The sequence below is a fragment of the Streptomyces botrytidirepellens genome, assembly GCF_003721215.1.
GTDB classification, from domain to species: Bacteria; Actinomycetota; Actinomycetes; order Streptomycetales; family Streptomycetaceae; genus Streptomyces; species Streptomyces himastatinicus.
Genome location: NZ_RIBZ01000153.1, coordinates 1 through 14,452, shown reverse-complemented (window position 1 = coordinate 14,452; position 14,452 = coordinate 1). Strand labels below are relative to the sequence as shown.

Below are 14,452 nucleotides of genomic sequence, written 5' to 3'. Positions count from 1 at the left end.
GCAAGACATCCGGTGGCCAACCCCCACCGGCCCATGAAACAGAAGGAAGAACCGGCATGTCCGCTCTCCAGTCCCTGGCTGCTGAAACTGTGCACGGCTCCGTCGGCTCGATCGGCTACGGCCTCGCCGCCATCGGTCCGGGCGTCGGCGTCGGCATCATCTTCGGTAACGGCACCCAGGCCATGGCCCGCCAGCCCGAGGCGGCCGGTCTGATCCGTGCGAACCAGATCCTCGGCTTCGTGCTCTGTGAGGCGCTCGCCCTGATCGGTCTGGTCATGCCGTTCGTCTACGGCCCGTGATCACCTGCCGATAGCTGTTGCGACGAAAGGTACGGATGTGAACGCCCTGGTAAACCTGGCGGCAGAGGAAGAGAATCCTCTGCTCCCGCCACTCCCAGAGCTTGTCATCGGCCTGATCGCCTTCGCCATCGTTTTCATCTTCTTCGCCAAGAAGCTGCTCCCGAACATCAACCGTGTTCTGGATGAGCGCCGCGCGGCGATCGAGGGCGGAATGGAGAAGGCCGAGGCAACTCAGGCCGAGGCCCAGCAGGTCCTCGAGGACTACCGCGCCCAGCTGGCGGACGCCCGCCACGAGGCCGCGCGACTGCGCCAGGAGGCGCAGGAGCAGGGCGCCGCGCTCATCGCGGAGATGCGTGCGGAGGGGCAGCGGCAGCGCGAGGAGATCATCGCGGCCGGCCACGCCCAGATCGAGGCCGAGCGCAAGCAGGCCGGTACGGCGCTGCGCCAGGACGTGGGCAAGCTCGCCACCGACCTGGCCGGCAAGATCGTCGGCGAGTCCCTCGAGGACGTCGCCCGGCAGAGCCGCACCATCGACCGCTTCCTCGACGACCTCGAGGCCAAGGCGGCCGACGGCACGAAGGCCGAGGCCGGACGATGAACGGAGCGAGCAGGGAGGCACTGGCTGCCGCGCGCGAGCGCTTCGACGCGCTGACGGACAACACGTCCGTCGACGCGGCGAAGCTCGCCGACGAGCTGGCCGCCGTCACCGCGCTGCTCGACCGTGAGGTCTCGTTGCGCCGGGTCCTCACCGACCCGGCGCAGCCCGGCGAGGCCAAGGCCGAGCTGGCCCAGCGCCTGCTGAGCGGGCAGGTCGGCGGCGAGGTCCTGGACCTGGTCTCCGGCATGGTCCGCTCCCGCTGGTCGCGCTCGCGCGACCTCGCGGACGCGGTCGAGGAGCTGGCGAGCAGCGCCGACCTGGTGGCGGCCCAGCGGGTCGGCACCCTGGACAACGTGGAGGACGAGCTGTTCCGGTTCGGCCGGATCATCTCCTCCTCGTCCGAGCTGCGGTCGGCGCTGGCCGACCGGCGCGCGAACGGCACGGCCAAGGCCGGGCTGGTCCGCGAGCTGCTGGGCGGCCGGGCCGACCGGGTGACCGAGCGGCTCGTCGTGCGTCTTGTGACCCAGCCGCGCGGACGTAGCCTGGAGGCGGGTCTCGACGCGCTGTCGAAGCTCGCCGCGGCGCGCCGGGACCGGATGGTCGCGGTCGTCACCTCCGCGGTGCCGCTCAGCGACCGGCAGAAGGAGCGCCTCGGCGCCGCCCTCGCCTCGCTGTACGGACACCAGGTGCACCTCAACCTCGACGTGGACCCGGAGGTCCTCGGCGGGGTCGTGGTACGCATCGGCGACGAGGTCGTCAACGGGACCATCGCGGACCGCCTCGCAGAGGCGAGCCGACGGATGGCCGGCTGACTTAAGCCACCAACTCAACAAGCATGTAAGCGGCCCGAGTTGGGCCGTAGTCACTTACTTCGGGCCCAACAAGGAGAGCAGGGAACCCAGATGGCGGAGCTCACGATCCGGCCGGAGGAGATCCGGGACGCGCTGGAGAACTTTGTCCAGGCGTACAAGCCGGACGCGGCCTCGCGCGAGGAGGTCGGTACGGTCAGCGTTGCCGGCGACGGCATCGCGAGGGTCGAGGGTCTTCCCTCGGCCATGGCGAACGAACTGCTGAAGTTCGAGGACGGCACCCTCGGCCTCGCCCTCAACCTCGAGGAGCGCGAGATCGGTGCCGTTGTCCTCGGCGAGTTCAGCGGCATCGAGGAGGGCCAGCAGGTGCACCGCACCGGCGAGGTTCTCTCGGTGGCTGTCGGCGAGGGCTACCTCGGCCGTGTCGTCGACCCGCTGGGCAACCCGATCGACGGCCTCGGCGAGATCGAGACCGAGGGCCGCCGCGCCCTCGAGCTTCAGGCCCCCACGGTCATGCAGCGCAAGTCGGTGCACGAGCCGATGGAGACCGGCTACAAGGCCGTCGACGCCATGACCCCGATCGGCCGCGGCCAGCGTCAGCTGGTCATCGGCGACCGGCAGACCGGCAAGACCGCGCTGTGCGTCGACACGATCATCAACCAGCGCGACAACTGGCGCTCCGGCGACCCGAAGAAGCAGGTCCGCTGCATCTACGTCGCCGTCGGCCAGAAGGGCTCCACCATCGCGTCCGTGCGCGGCGCGCTGGAGGAGGCCGGTGCGCTGGAGTACACGACGATCGTCGCCGCCCCGGCGTCCGACCCGGCGGGCTTCAAGTACCTCGCCCCCTACACCGGCTCGGCCATCGGCCAGCACTGGATGTACGAGGGCAAGCACGTCCTGATCGTCTTCGACGACCTGTCCAAGCAGGCCGACGCGTACCGCGCCGTGTCGCTGCTGCTGCGCCGCCCGCCGGGCCGTGAGGCCTACCCGGGTGACGTCTTCTACCTGCACTCCCGGCTGCTGGAGCGCTGCGCCAAGCTCTCCGACGAGATGGGCTCCGGCTCGATGACCGGTCTGCCGATCGTCGAGACCAAGGCGAACGACGTGTCGGCGTTCATTCCGACCAACGTCATCTCCATCACCGACGGTCAGTGCTTCCTCGAGTCCGACCTGTTCAACGCCAACCAGCGGCCGGCCCTCAACGTCGGTATCTCGGTCTCCCGAGTCGGTGGTTCCGCGCAGCACAGGGCGATGCGCCAGGTCTCCGGCCGACTCCGCGTGGACCTCGCCCAGTACCGCGAGCTGGAGGCGTTCGCCGCCTTCGGTTCCGACCTGGACGCGGCCTCGAAGGCGTCGCTGGAGCGCGGTGCGCGCATGGTCGAGCTGCTGAAGCAGGGCCAGTACGCCCCGTACTCCACCGAGGACGAGATCGTCTCCATCTGGGCCGGCACCAACGGCAAGATGGACGACGTGCCGGTCGAGGACGTCCGCCGCTTCGAGCGTGAGCTGCTGGACTACCTCCACCGTGAGCACAAGGGGCTGCTGACCAGCATCGTCGAGGGCGGCAAGATGTCCGACGACACGATCGCGGCGCTGGGCGAGGCCGTCGACAGCTTCAAGAAGCAGTTCGAGACCTCGGACGGCAAGCTGCTGGGCGAGGGCTGAGTATGGGTGCCCAGGTCAAGGTCTACAAGAGGCGGATCAAGTCCGTCTCCGCGACCAAGAAGATCACCAAGGCGATGGAGATGATCGCCGCCTCGCGCGTCGTCAAGGCGCAGCGCCAGGTGGCCGCGTCGACTCCGTACGCCACCGAGCTGACCCGTGCGGTCGGCGCGGTGGCCAAGGGCTCCACCACCCAGCACGCGCTGACCACGGAGGCCAAGAACCCGACCCGCGCCGCGGTGCTGCTCATCACGAGCGACCGCGGGCTCGCGGGCGGCTACTCCTCCAACGTCATCAAGGCGGCCGAGCAGCTCACCGAGCGGCTCACCGGCGAGGGCAAGGAGGTCGACACCTACATCGTCGGCCGCAAGGGCGTCGCCTACTACACCTTCCGTGAGCGCAAGGTCACGGAGTCGTGGACGGGCTTCACCGACAACCCGACCTACGCCGACGCCAAGAAGATCGCCGGACCGCTGATCGAGGCCGTGCTCCAGGAGACGGCCGACGGCGGCGTGGACGAGCTGCACATCGTGTTCACCGAGTTCGTCTCGATGCTGACGCAGACCCCGGTCCAGGACCGGCTGCTGCCGCTCAGCCTCGAGGAGAAGGCGGAGGAGCAGGAGAAGAAGGGCGAGATCCTCCCGCTCTTCGAGTTCGAGCCGTCCGCCGAGGACGTCCTGGACGCCCTGCTGCCGCGGTACGTCGAGGCTCGTATCTACAACGCCCTGCTCCAGGCCGCCGCCTCCAAGCACGCGGCCACCCGGCGGGCGATGAAGTCGGCGACCGACAATGCCGATGAGCTCATCAAGTCGCTCACGCGGCTTGCCAACGCGGCCCGCCAGGCCGACATCACCCAGGAAATCAGCGAGATCGTCGGTGGCGCGAGCGCTCTGGCCGACGCCTCTGCGGGGAGTGACTGACAACTATGACCACCACTGTTGAGACGGCCACGGCGACGGGCCGCGTCGCGCGGGTCATCGGCCCGGTCGTCGACGTGGAGTTCCCCGTCGACGCGATGCCGGAGATCTACAACGCCCTCACCGTCGAGGTCGCCGACCCGTCCGAGGACGGGGCGAAGAAGACCCTGACCCTCGAGGTCGCGCAGCACCTGGGCGAGGGCCTGGTGCGCTCCATCTCCATGCAGCCCACCGACGGCCTGGTCCGCCAGGCCCCGGTGACCGACACCGGCGCCGGTATCACCGTGCCCGTCGGCGACGTCACCAAGGGCCGGGTGTTCAACACCCTCGGCGAGATCCTGAACGAGCCCGAGGCCGAGTCCGAGGTCACCGAGCGCTGGTCCATCCACCGCAAGGCCCCGGCGTTCGACCAGCTCGAGTCCAAGACCGAGATGTTCGAGACCGGCCTGAAGGTCGTCGACCTGCTGACCCCGTACGTCAAGGGCGGCAAGATCGGTCTGTTCGGCGGCGCGGGCGTCGGCAAGACCGTCCTCATCCAGGAAATGATCATGCGTGTGGCCAAGCTGCACGAGGGCGTTTCCGTGTTCGCCGGTGTCGGCGAGCGCACCCGTGAGGGCAACGACCTGATCGAGGAGATGGCCGAGTCCGGCGTGCTCCCGCAGACCGCGCTGGTCTTCGGCCAGATGGACGAGCCCCCGGGCACCCGTCTGCGCGTCGCCCTGGCCGGTCTGACCATGGCGGAGTACTTCCGCGATGTGCAGAAGCAGGACGTGCTGTTCTTCATCGACAACATCTTCCGCTTCACCCAGGCCGGTTCCGAGGTCTCGACCCTGCTCGGCCGCATGCCCTCCGCGGTGGGCTACCAGCCGAACCTGGCCGACGAGATGGGCATCCTCCAGGAGCGCATCACCTCGACCCGCGGTCACTCGATCACCTCGATGCAGGCGATCTACGTCCCCGCGGACGACCTCACCGACCCGGCCCCGGCGACCACCTTCGCGCACCTCGACGCGACCACGGTGCTCTCCCGGCCGATCTCGGAGAAGGGCATCTACCCGGCGGTGGACCCGCTGGACTCGACGTCCCGGATCCTGGACCCGCGCTACATCTCGCAGGACCACTACGACTGCGCCTCGCGCGTGAAGTCGATCCTCCAGAAGTACAAGGACCTCCAGGACATCATCAACATCCTGGGCATCGACGAGCTCGGCGAGGAGGACAAGCTCACCGTCTTCCGCGCCCGCCGCATCGAGCGCTTCCTGTCGCAGAACACCCACGCGGCGAAGCAGTTCACCGGCCTCGACGGGTCGGACGTGCCGCTGGACGAGTCGATCGCCGCGTTCAACGCGATCGCCGACGGTGAGTACGACCACTTCCCGGAGCAGGCGTTCTTCATGTGCGGTGGCCTGGACGACCTGAAGGCCAAGGCCAAGGAGCTGGGCGTCTCCTGAGCTCCGTAGCTCCGGAGAGGGGTGGGCCCGGTCCCGCCCCTCTCCGCACGCCCGTTATTCTTTGACGAAAGCCCTGTCGTTCCCGGCAGGTTTCAGACCCGAGGAGCCACGTTGGCTGCTGAGCTGCACGTCGAGATGGTCGCGGCGGACCGTAGTGTCTGGTCCGGCACGGCCACCTTGGTCATCGCGCGCACCACATCGGGTGACATCGGCGTCATGCCCGGCCACCAGCCGCTGCTCGGTGTGCTGGAGTCCGGCCCGGTGACCATCCGTACGAGCGACGGCGGGACGGTCGTCGCCGCGGTGCACGGCGGGTTCATCTCGTTCTCGGATGACAAGCTCTCGCTGCTGGCCGAGGTCGCGGAGCTGTCCGACGAGATCGATGTCAAGCGCGCGGAGCGGGCGCTGGAGCGTGCCAAGTCGGAGGCGGACGCCGCCGCCGAGCGGCGCGCCGACGTCCGGCTGCGTGCGGTGGCGGGAGTGCACTGAGCCTGTCACGTTACGGTCGTCAAGCCTCAGCCGCGGACCTCGCTGGAGTTCCTCTTCAGCGGTCCGCGGCTGAGGCGATGCAGCTGCGGTTTTTCCGGATGAGGCGAGGAGGTCGGTGAAGATGGTCCTCGCTCTGCTCGTGAGCGGCGTGGTCGTCGCCCTGGTGGTGGCGGGACTCTTCGTCTTCGGACTGCGGCGGCGACTGATCCAGCGGTCCGGCGGCACCTTCGACTGTTCGATGCGCTGGGGCGCGCCCGGACCCGAGGCCGAGCCCAGCGGCAAGGGGTGGGTGTACGGGATCGCCCGCTACGACGGTGACCGGATCGAGTGGTTCCGGGTCTTCTCGTACGCGTTCCGCCCCCGGCGGACCCTGGAGCGCGCCTCGATCGAGGTACTGGAGCGGCGCACCCCCAAGGGCGAGGAAGAGCTGGCGCTGCTCTCCGACGCGGTGATCCTGGCCTGCCGCCACAGCGGTACGCGGCTGGAGCTGGCGATGAGCGACGACGCCCTCACCGGCTTCCTGGCCTGGCTGGAGGCCGCCCCGCCCGGCCAGCGTGTCAACGTCGCGTAGCGGCGCCTTTTTTATTTCCCGAGCTCTTATACGCCCAACTCCTGTGCCAGGACGGCCGCCTGGACCCGGCTGCGCAGCTCCAGCTTGCCGAGCAACCGGCTGACATGGGTCTTCACCGTCGCCTCCGCCATCGTCAGATGCGTCGCGATCTCTGCGTTCGACATCCCCTGGCCCAGACAGCCCAGCACCTCCCGCTCGCGCGGGGTGAGGACGGCGAGCACCGACGGATCGGCCGTCGTCGCGGACCCCGAACGGGCGAACTCCGTGATCAGCCGGCGGGTCACCGCGGGCGCGATCAGCCCCTCGCCGCGCGCGACCGTGCGCACCGCCTCGACCAGCCGTGCCGCGTCGCTGTCCTTGAGCAGGAACCCGGCCGCCCCGGCGCGCAGCGCCCCGAAGACGTACTCGTCCAGGTCGAAGGTGGTCAGCACCAGCACGTCGGCCAGCCCCTCGGCGACCACCTGCCGGGTCGCGGAGACCCCGTCGAGCCGGGGCATCTGCACGTCCATCAGCACCACGTCGGGCCGCAGCGCCCGGGCCCGCGCCACGGCCTGCTCGCCGTCGACGGCCTCGCCGACCACCTCGATGCCGGGCGCCGACCGCAGGATGAGCACGAGCCCGGAGCGCACCGCGGCCTGGTCCTCGGCGACGAGGACCCGGATGGGCGCGGGCGTCGTCTCCGGCGTGGGCTGTCGCTGATGCACCGCGGCTCCTGTGGGGGCTGTGTCGGTCATGGCTGTCAGGCCCCGTCACCCAGCGGCAGGGCCGCCCGGACCCGCCACACCGTGCCGGAGGGGCCGGGGACGGGGCCCGCGTCGAGGGTGCCGCCGAGCAGCGTGACGCGCTCCCGCATCCCGATCAGCCCGGTCCCGGACCCGGGCACCGGCGGGGTGGGGCGGTCGCCGCCGTAGGGGCTGGTCACGCTGACCTCCAGCGCGCCGTCCGTACCGCCCGCGGGGTGCGTCAGCGTCACGTCCACCCTGCCCGGCCCGGCGTGCTTGAGGGCGTTGGTCAGGGACTCCTGGACGATGCGGTACGCGGCGAGTTCGACCGGCGCGGGCAGCGGGGCGGAGCCCGCCGGGCGCTCGTCGTACAGGACGAAGTCCTGGCCGCCGGGCACGCTGTTGCTCCTGGCCTGCTCCAGCAGGGAGTCCAGGGCACCGAGGGTGGGCGCGGCGTACGGTTCGTGGTCATCGTCCCGCGCGTCGCGCAGCAGACCGATCAGCCGCCGCATCTCGGCGAGCCCGCGCACGCTGTTCTCCCGGATCACCCCGAGCGCCTCCTCCGTCGCGGCCGGGTCCTTGAGGGACTGGGCGGCGGTGGAGTGGATGGCGATCGCGGAGAGGTGGTTGGCCACCATGTCGTGCAGCTCGCGCGCCATCCGCGCCCGCTCGGCGGTCACCGCCTCCCGGCGGTCCAGTTCGGCCAGCAGCGCGACGCGTTCGGCCTCCAGCCGGGCGGCCGCGGCCTCCTCGCGGTGGTTGCGGACCAGCACGCCGGTCCAGGCCGGGCTGATGGTGAACACCGCGACGAGCATGCCGACCAGCAGCGCCCAGGGCTCGCGCACGATCCCCAGCGGCACCGCCGTCGCCACCGCCGTCACCAGCACGCACAGCCGGGGGAGGTGGCGGGCGGTGGCGGGGGTGCCGTACATGACGCACGCGTAGATCAGGTCCGTGTACATCAGGAGCGTCGCGGCGAGCCCGCCGCTGCACAGGTCCACGGCCACGGCGACGGTCCCGATGCCGAGCCCCGTGACCGGCGCCGTACGCCGCAGCAGCTCCGCTCCCGAGATGACGACCAGGGCGACCACACCCAGCCACTGGGGCGTACCGAAGAACGGCGGGTTGTTGTGCAGCCCCAGCGTCCACAACAGGGTCCCGCCGAACACCCCGACCAGGCCGATCAGCACGTCGTCGCGGTGGGGGCGCGGCAGGCGGGAGGGACGGGACGGCATGCCCCCATCACAGCACGCCGCGCGGGGCGCGGGCCTCCCCTCCGGGGGCGGTCCTTCCGGTGCGGGACGTACATCGAAGGATGCAGCCGGGTTTCGTCGCCCGCGACGAGGCGAACGCCCGGATCGCACGGAACGGTGAGGAAGGAGAAACCGAAAGGAGCGAACCGTGATCGTCGCGCTGATCATCGCCTGTGAGGTCGGCTTCTGGGTGCTGCTGGCCGTGGGGCTCGCGCTGCGGTACGTGGCGAAGATGCCGCGCGCGGGCGTGGTCGTGCTGCTGTGCGAACCGGTGCTGGAGCTGGTCCTTTTCGTGGCGACCGCGATCGACCTCAAGAACGGCGCCGAGCCGGACATGAAGCACGGGATCGCCGCGGCCTACATCGGCTTCTCGGTCGCCCTGGGCCATCAGACGATCAAGTGGGTCGACGCCCGGGTGGCCCACCGCTTCTTCGACGGGCCGCCGCCGGTGAAGCCGCCGAGGTACGGCATGGCGCGTGCGGTGCACGAATGGAAGACCGCCGCCCGCTGGATGCTGGCGGCGGTCATCGCGATGGCCCTGCTCCAGGGCGCCATCTGGTACGTCGGCGACGACGGCGACATCGGCTCGCTGCGCGAGTGGCAGACGAGGATGCTGTTCATGATCGGCATCAACGTCGTCATCGCGCTGAGCTACACGCTCTGGCCAAAGCGCGAACCCGCCGCTTCGGACGCTCAGTAGCCCCCACCCCGCCCCTCCCCGAACCGGGGGACACCCCCCGACCCCCGGCGCAGGGCCTGCCCCCGGACCCCGATCGGGCCCCGCTCTCCGGGTGGCCTGGCTGAGCTGCACCCCGGCCTCCCCACCCGGGGTCGCGCCCCCGGTTTCCGGGCCCGGTTTGGCAGGGGCTGCGCCTCGGGTCCCCGCTGGGGTGGCGTTTCCGGGTCCCCGCTGGGTTGTGCCCCGGGTCTCCGCCTCCGGCCGCGCCCTGAGTCGCCGTGGCGCTGCGCCGCCCGCGCCCGTGTGCGGCGGCCTCGTTCCGGGGGCCGGAGGGTGGCTGGGGTCCGGGGCCGGCCCCGGATTCGGGAAGGGGCGGGGTGGGGGAGGAGGCCGCGTCAGCGGTTCTCGCCCGGGACCCACAGCACGTCGCCGACCTCCTTGTTGGCCGAGCGGGCCAGGATGAAGAGCAGGTCGGACAGGCGGTTGAGGTAGGTCGCGGTGAGCGGGTTCATGGAGTCGCCGTGCTCGGCGAAGGCCGCCCACGTGGCGCGCTCGGCGCGCCGTACGACCGTGCACGCCTGGTGCAGCAGGGCCGCGCCCGGGGTGCCGCCGGGGAGGATGAAGCTGCGCAGCTTCTCCAGGTCCTCGAGGAAGCGGTCGCAGTCCGCCTCCAGCTTGTCGATGTAGCCCTGCTCGACCCGCAGCGGCGGATGCTCGGGGTTCTCGACCACCGGGGTCGACAGGTCGGCGCCCACGTCGAACAGGTCGTTCTGGACCCGGACCAGGACGTCGGTGATCTCGGGCGGCAGCGAGCCCAGCGCGATGGCCACGCCGATCGCCGCGTTCGCCTCGTTCGCGTCGGCGTACGCGGCGATCCGCAGGTCGGTCTTGTCGGTGCGGCTCATGTCGCCGAGGGAGGTGGTGCCCTTGTCCCCGGTACGCGTGTAGATGCGGGTGAGATTGACCATGAGTCCGAGCCTACGCGCAGCGGCTACGCCCCGGCCTGCCGGAAGAGCCGGGTGCCGAGGGCGACGGCGACGGCGGCGAGCCCGGTGGCGACCAGGCAGGCGAGCCCGATCTTGCCGTTCCCGTAGTCCCCGGCGAAGGCGGCCCGTACGCCGTCCACGAGGTAGCGGAACGGCACGAAGTGCGAGGTGATGTCGAGCCAGCGCGGGCCGAGCGACATCGGCAGCAGGATGCCGGAGAGCAGCATCGCGGGCATGGTGACGGAGTTGATGACGGGGGCGAATCCCTGCGGCGACTCCACGCGCATGGCCAGCGCGTACGAGAGCGAGGCCAGGGAGACGGTGAGCGCGGCGACGAAGCCGAAGCCGATCAGGATGCCCGGCAGCGGCGCCCGCAGCCCCATGGCGACGGCGACGAGCACGACCACCACGGACTGCACCAGCAGCTGGACGACGTCCTTGAGCACCCGGCCCATGAGCAGGGCCAGTCGGCTGACCGGGGTGACCCGCATCCGTTCGATGACGCCCATGCGCTTTTCGAAGACGATGCCGATCCCGGCGAACGAGGCGCTGAACATGCCGAGCTGGATGAGGATGCCGGGGACGATGGTCTGCCAGGAGTCGCCCTCGCCGCCCAGCGGTATGCCGGTGAGCAGCGGGCCGAAGAAGACCAGGAACAGCAGCGGCTGGACGAGGCCGAAGACCATGGCGGGCTTGGAGCGCAGGGTCTGGCGGAGGTGGCGGCGGAAGATCAGGGCAGTGTCGGCGATGACGTGGGGCATGGGGGCTCCTTCCGGGGTCAGACGGTGAGCGGGGCGGGGTCGCGCGGCGCGGTGCGGCGCCCGGTGACGGCGATGAAGGTGTCCTGGAGCGTGGCGTCCGGCGAGCCGCCGTACTCGGTCTTGAGCCGCTCCGCCGTGCCCTCGGCGGCGATCCGGCCCTGGTCGACGATGACGAGCCGGTCGGCGAGCGCGTCGGCCTCGTCGAGGTAGTGGGTGGTCAGGAAGACGGTCGTGTCGTGCTCGGCGCGCAGGGCGCGGATCAGCTCCCACAGGTCGGCGCGCCCGGCCGGGTCGAGACCGGTCGTCGGCTCGTCCAGGAACAGGATCTCGGGCCGGTGGACGAGGCCCAGCGCGATGTCCAGCCGCCGCCGCTGCCCGCCGGAGAGGGCGGCGCACGGGCGGTCCAGCAGCTCGGTCAGGTCCAGTTCGCGGGCCAGTTCGTCGGCGCGGGCCTGCGCCTCGGGCCGGGGGAGCCGGTAGAGCCGCCCCTGGGTGACCAGTTCCTCCCGTACGGAGACGGTGGGGTCGACGCCGCCGGACTGGGCGACGTACCCGATGCGGCGGCGCACCCCGGCCGGGTCGGCGGCGAGGTCGTGGCCCGCGACGGTTGCGGTGCCGCCGGTGGGCGGGAGGAGCGTGGTGAGCATGCGGAGCGTGGTGGTCTTGCCCGCTCCGTTGGGGCCCAGGAAGCCCAGGATCTCCCCGGCCTCGACGGTCAGGTCGATGCCGCGGACGGCCTCCACGGGGCCGCGCTTGGTCCGGAAGGTGCGGGCGAGCCCGCTCGTGGTGATGACTGGCATGCCCCCAAGAAAAGCAGGGTCACTCAAATTTTGCAATGACCCCAAAGATTAAGCTGGCCCAGCGAAGCTAGGATGAGGGCATGGTGGAAGGGCTCAGGGAGCGGAAGAAGCGGCAGACCAGGCAGCACATCTCGGATGTCGCGACCGGGCTGTTCATGGAGCGCGGCTTCGAGGCGGTCACGATCGCGGAGATCGCCGAGGCGGCCGAGGTCTCCGTGAACACGGTCTACAACTACTTCCCGACCAAGGAGGACCTCTTCGTCGACCGCGAGGAGGAGGTCGTCGACCGCCCCTCCCGGCTCGTACGGGAGCGCGCGGCCGGGCAGTCGGCGGCGCGGGCGATCGTCGAGCAGCTGCGCCGGGACATCCGGGAGCGGCACGCGTACGTCGGGCTGACCGAGGGCTATGACCGGTTCCGCCAGGTCATGACGGAGTCGCCCAGCCTGATGGCCAGGCTGTTCACCATCCAGGGCAAGGCGGTCAACCAGCTCGGTGTCACGCTGCGCGAGGAGACGGCCGCGGCTCCGGAGGACCCGACCCCCGAGTTCGTCGCCCACCAGCTGGTCGGCCTTCAGAACGCCGTCCAGCGCTGCATCATGCGCGGGCTCGCGGAGGGCGGTGGCGTGGACGAGGTGGCCGAGGACGCCCTCCGGAAAGTCGACGTCATGGAGTCGCTCCTCAGCGATACGGTCCTCAACTATGCGGCGAAGAACACACCGTGACGCGCCTTACTAGGGGCTGCCCCAAGGGGTGAACGGGCGTTAAGGTCCACGCACACCGAATGTCGACGAAAGGGTGTGTGTCGTGGCCAAGAAGCTCGCGGTCATCGGAGCCGGACTCATGGGGTCCGGTATCGCGCAGGTCTCCGCCCAGGCGGGCTGGGACGTCGTGCTGCGCGATGTGACCGATGAGGCGTTGCGCCGCGGCACCGACGGCATCCGCGCCTCGTTCGAGAAGTTCGTCTCCAAGGGCAAGCTGGACGCCGCGGAGGCCGAGCAGGCGCTGGCCCGCATCACCACCACGACCGACCTCGACGCCGCCGCCGACGCGGACGTCGTGGTCGAGGCCGTCTTCGAGCGGATCGACGTCAAGCGGGAGATCTTCCGCACCCTCGACGGACTGGTCAAGGACGACACCATCCTCGCGTCCAACACCTCCGCCATCCCGATCACCAAGATCGCCTCCGCCACGGAGCGCCCGGAGCGGGTCGTGGGCACCCACTTCTTCTCGCCCGTCCCGATGATGCAGCTGTGCGAACTGGTGCGCGGCTACAAGACGAGCGACGAAACGCTCGCCAGGGCACGGGAGTTCGCGGAGGGCGTGGGCAAGACCTGTATTGTCGTCAACCGTGATGTCGCGGGCTTCGTCACCACGCGCCTGATCTCGGCACTCGTGGTCGAGGCCGCCAAGCTCTACGAGTCCGGGGTCGCCACGGCCGAGGACATCGACATCGCCTGCAAGCTGGGCTTCGGCCACGCGATGGGACCCCTCGCGACGGCCGACCTCACCGGCGTGGACATCCTGCTGCACGCCACCGACAACATTTACACCGAGTCCCAGGACGAGAAGTTCGCGCCACCGGAGATCATGCGCCGGATGGTCGACGCGGGTGACATCGGCCGCAAGAGCGGTGGGGGCTTTTACCGCTACTGAGGGCCCTGGTGCGGCGCCAGGCCCGTAACTCACCCTCTCGGGTGAATTCGGTATCGGTTCGCTTACAGACGGCAACTTCCTCGGGTGAGAGGCAGTCAGTTCTGTAGAGAGAAATGGCGCATTGACGACACGACGACGCACCATCCAGGGGAGCGCATATGCACATCAGGGGCGACCACGCCGAGCTGGTCGTCGGGGGCCGCCTGGACGTCCGGAGCGCGGCGGACGCCCGTGCGGCCCTGCACACCGCCGTTGACTCCGGCGGAGGGGATCTCGTACTCGACCTGACCGAGCTGGACTCCTGGGACGCCACCGGGCTCGGCGTGATCATGGGGGCGCACCGGAGGGCGGGCCGGGCGGGTCGGCGGCTCGTCCTGCGCGGGGTGCCGCCCCAGATGCAGCGGCTGCTGGTGGCCACCCGACTGCACCGCATCCTGGCGATCGAGGGCGGGCTGGAAGCGGAGACGCTGCCGCGCGTCTGACTCCCCGGGGTGGCCCGGACCGTTCCGGGGGCCCGAATCCCCGGGGTGGCGCGGGCCGTTCCGGGGCCGGTGGATACTGTGACGAGGTCTTGTCCGGCGCTCGCCGGACATCATCCCTACGGCGGCACTCACGGCGCGCCACGCATCTGGGGGGCACAGGGCCATGGAGCAGCACAACCGCGCACCGCACGAGCACGGCCACGACGATCCGAGCCCGCGTTCCGCGGACGCCGCCGCCGCGCCGCAGCCGCCGCGGGACGCGGACGTGACGGACGTGCCCGCCCGGCCCGCCGTGCCCGCGGCCCGGTCCGGCTCGCCCG

Annotated in this window: 17 protein-coding genes; 12 read left to right on the top strand and 5 right to left on the bottom strand. The window is 70.6% G+C overall.

The window, feature by feature from the left end; all coding sequences use genetic code 11:
* The first annotated feature begins 56 nt into the window (after positions 1–56).
* The 8 genes from atpE (at position 57) to EEJ42_RS11120 (ending at position 6,796) form a co-directional block, all read left to right on the top strand.
* Positions 57–299: an ATP synthase F0 subunit C gene (atpE, locus tag EEJ42_RS11155; protein ID WP_123099795.1), complete on the top strand. Its 243-nt coding sequence runs from the start codon at positions 57–59 to the stop codon at positions 297–299.
* Positions 300–336: 37 nt separating this feature from the next.
* Positions 337–897, top strand: a complete 561-nt coding sequence (locus EEJ42_RS11150; RefSeq protein WP_123099794.1) for a F0F1 ATP synthase subunit B — start codon at positions 337–339, stop codon at positions 895–897.
* Positions 894–1,709 (top strand): F0F1 ATP synthase subunit delta, encoded by an 816-nt coding sequence (locus EEJ42_RS11145; protein WP_123099793.1) that lies wholly within the window; start codon positions 894–896, stop codon positions 1,707–1,709. Before EEJ42_RS11150 ends, EEJ42_RS11145 begins: the two co-directional genes overlap by 4 nt.
* A gap of 90 nt (positions 1,710–1,799) precedes the next feature.
* Positions 1,800–3,371: a F0F1 ATP synthase subunit alpha gene (gene atpA / locus EEJ42_RS11140; protein ID WP_123099792.1), complete on the top strand. Its 1,572-nt coding sequence runs from the start codon at positions 1,800–1,802 to the stop codon at positions 3,369–3,371.
* 2 nt (positions 3,372–3,373) lie between these two features.
* Complete coding sequence (locus tag EEJ42_RS11135; protein ID WP_123099791.1) at positions 3,374–4,288, top strand: F0F1 ATP synthase subunit gamma; 915 nt, start codon at positions 3,374–3,376, stop codon at positions 4,286–4,288.
* Positions 4,289–4,293: 5 nt separating this feature from the next.
* Positions 4,294–5,736 (top strand): F0F1 ATP synthase subunit beta, encoded by a 1,443-nt coding sequence (gene atpD / locus EEJ42_RS11130; protein ID WP_123099790.1) that lies wholly within the window; start codon positions 4,294–4,296, stop codon positions 5,734–5,736.
* A gap of 111 nt (positions 5,737–5,847) precedes the next feature.
* Positions 5,848–6,225, top strand: coding sequence for a F0F1 ATP synthase subunit epsilon (locus tag EEJ42_RS11125; RefSeq protein ID WP_009715009.1), 378 nt, complete (start codon positions 5,848–5,850; stop codon positions 6,223–6,225).
* A gap of 121 nt (positions 6,226–6,346) precedes the next feature.
* Positions 6,347–6,796, top strand: a complete 450-nt coding sequence (locus EEJ42_RS11120) for a DUF2550 domain-containing protein (RefSeq protein ID WP_009715008.1) — start codon at positions 6,347–6,349, stop codon at positions 6,794–6,796.
* 26 nt (positions 6,797–6,822) lie between these two features.
* Here EEJ42_RS11120 and EEJ42_RS11115 read toward each other — a convergent pair whose 3' ends face one another.
* Together EEJ42_RS11115 and EEJ42_RS11110 are read right to left on the bottom strand one after the other, a co-directional pair.
* Positions 6,823–7,500 (bottom strand): response regulator, encoded by a 678-nt coding sequence (locus EEJ42_RS11115; RefSeq protein WP_123099789.1) that lies wholly within the window; start codon positions 7,498–7,500, stop codon positions 6,823–6,825.
* 35 nt (positions 7,501–7,535) lie between these two features.
* Positions 7,536–8,753, bottom strand: a complete 1,218-nt coding sequence (locus EEJ42_RS11110; protein WP_123099788.1) for a sensor histidine kinase — start codon at positions 8,751–8,753, stop codon at positions 7,536–7,538.
* Positions 8,754–8,919: 166 nt separating this feature from the next.
* Here EEJ42_RS11110 and EEJ42_RS11105 point away from each other — a divergent pair, with 166 nt between their 5' ends.
* The gene (locus EEJ42_RS11105) at positions 8,920–9,471 is read left to right on the top strand and encodes a hypothetical protein (protein WP_123099787.1); all 552 of its coding nucleotides are present in this window, start codon (positions 8,920–8,922) and stop codon (positions 9,469–9,471) included.
* A 374-nt stretch (positions 9,472–9,845) separates the two neighbouring features.
* Here EEJ42_RS11105 and EEJ42_RS11100 read toward each other — a convergent pair whose 3' ends face one another.
* From EEJ42_RS11100 to EEJ42_RS11090, 3 genes are read right to left on the bottom strand one after another with little or no spacing between them, the layout of a single operon-like run.
* A complete protein-coding gene (locus EEJ42_RS11100) occupies positions 9,846–10,418 on the bottom strand; it encodes a cob(I)yrinic acid a,c-diamide adenosyltransferase (protein WP_123099786.1) in 573 nt (190 codons plus the stop codon).
* Between the two features lie 23 nt (positions 10,419–10,441).
* The gene (locus EEJ42_RS11095; RefSeq protein ID WP_123099785.1) at positions 10,442–11,197 is read right to left on the bottom strand and encodes an ABC transporter permease; all 756 of its coding nucleotides are present in this window, start codon (positions 11,195–11,197) and stop codon (positions 10,442–10,444) included.
* A 17-nt stretch (positions 11,198–11,214) separates the two neighbouring features.
* Entirely contained in the window at positions 11,215–11,997 is a 783-nt protein-coding gene (locus EEJ42_RS11090; protein WP_123099784.1) for an ABC transporter ATP-binding protein, read from the bottom strand.
* An 80-nt stretch (positions 11,998–12,077) separates the two neighbouring features.
* Here EEJ42_RS11090 and EEJ42_RS11085 point away from each other — a divergent pair, with 80 nt between their 5' ends.
* From EEJ42_RS11085 to EEJ42_RS11075, 3 genes are all read left to right on the top strand, one after another.
* Positions 12,078–12,719 (top strand): TetR/AcrR family transcriptional regulator, encoded by a 642-nt coding sequence (locus tag EEJ42_RS11085; RefSeq protein ID WP_123099783.1) that lies wholly within the window; start codon positions 12,078–12,080, stop codon positions 12,717–12,719.
* An 82-nt stretch (positions 12,720–12,801) separates the two neighbouring features.
* On the top strand, positions 12,802–13,650 hold the full coding sequence (locus EEJ42_RS11080) for a 3-hydroxyacyl-CoA dehydrogenase family protein (RefSeq protein ID WP_123099782.1): 849 nt from the start codon (positions 12,802–12,804) through the stop codon (positions 13,648–13,650).
* A 158-nt stretch (positions 13,651–13,808) separates the two neighbouring features.
* Complete coding sequence (locus EEJ42_RS11075; protein ID WP_123099781.1) at positions 13,809–14,132, top strand: STAS domain-containing protein; 324 nt, start codon at positions 13,809–13,811, stop codon at positions 14,130–14,132.
* Positions 14,133–14,452: the final 320 nt, after the last annotated feature.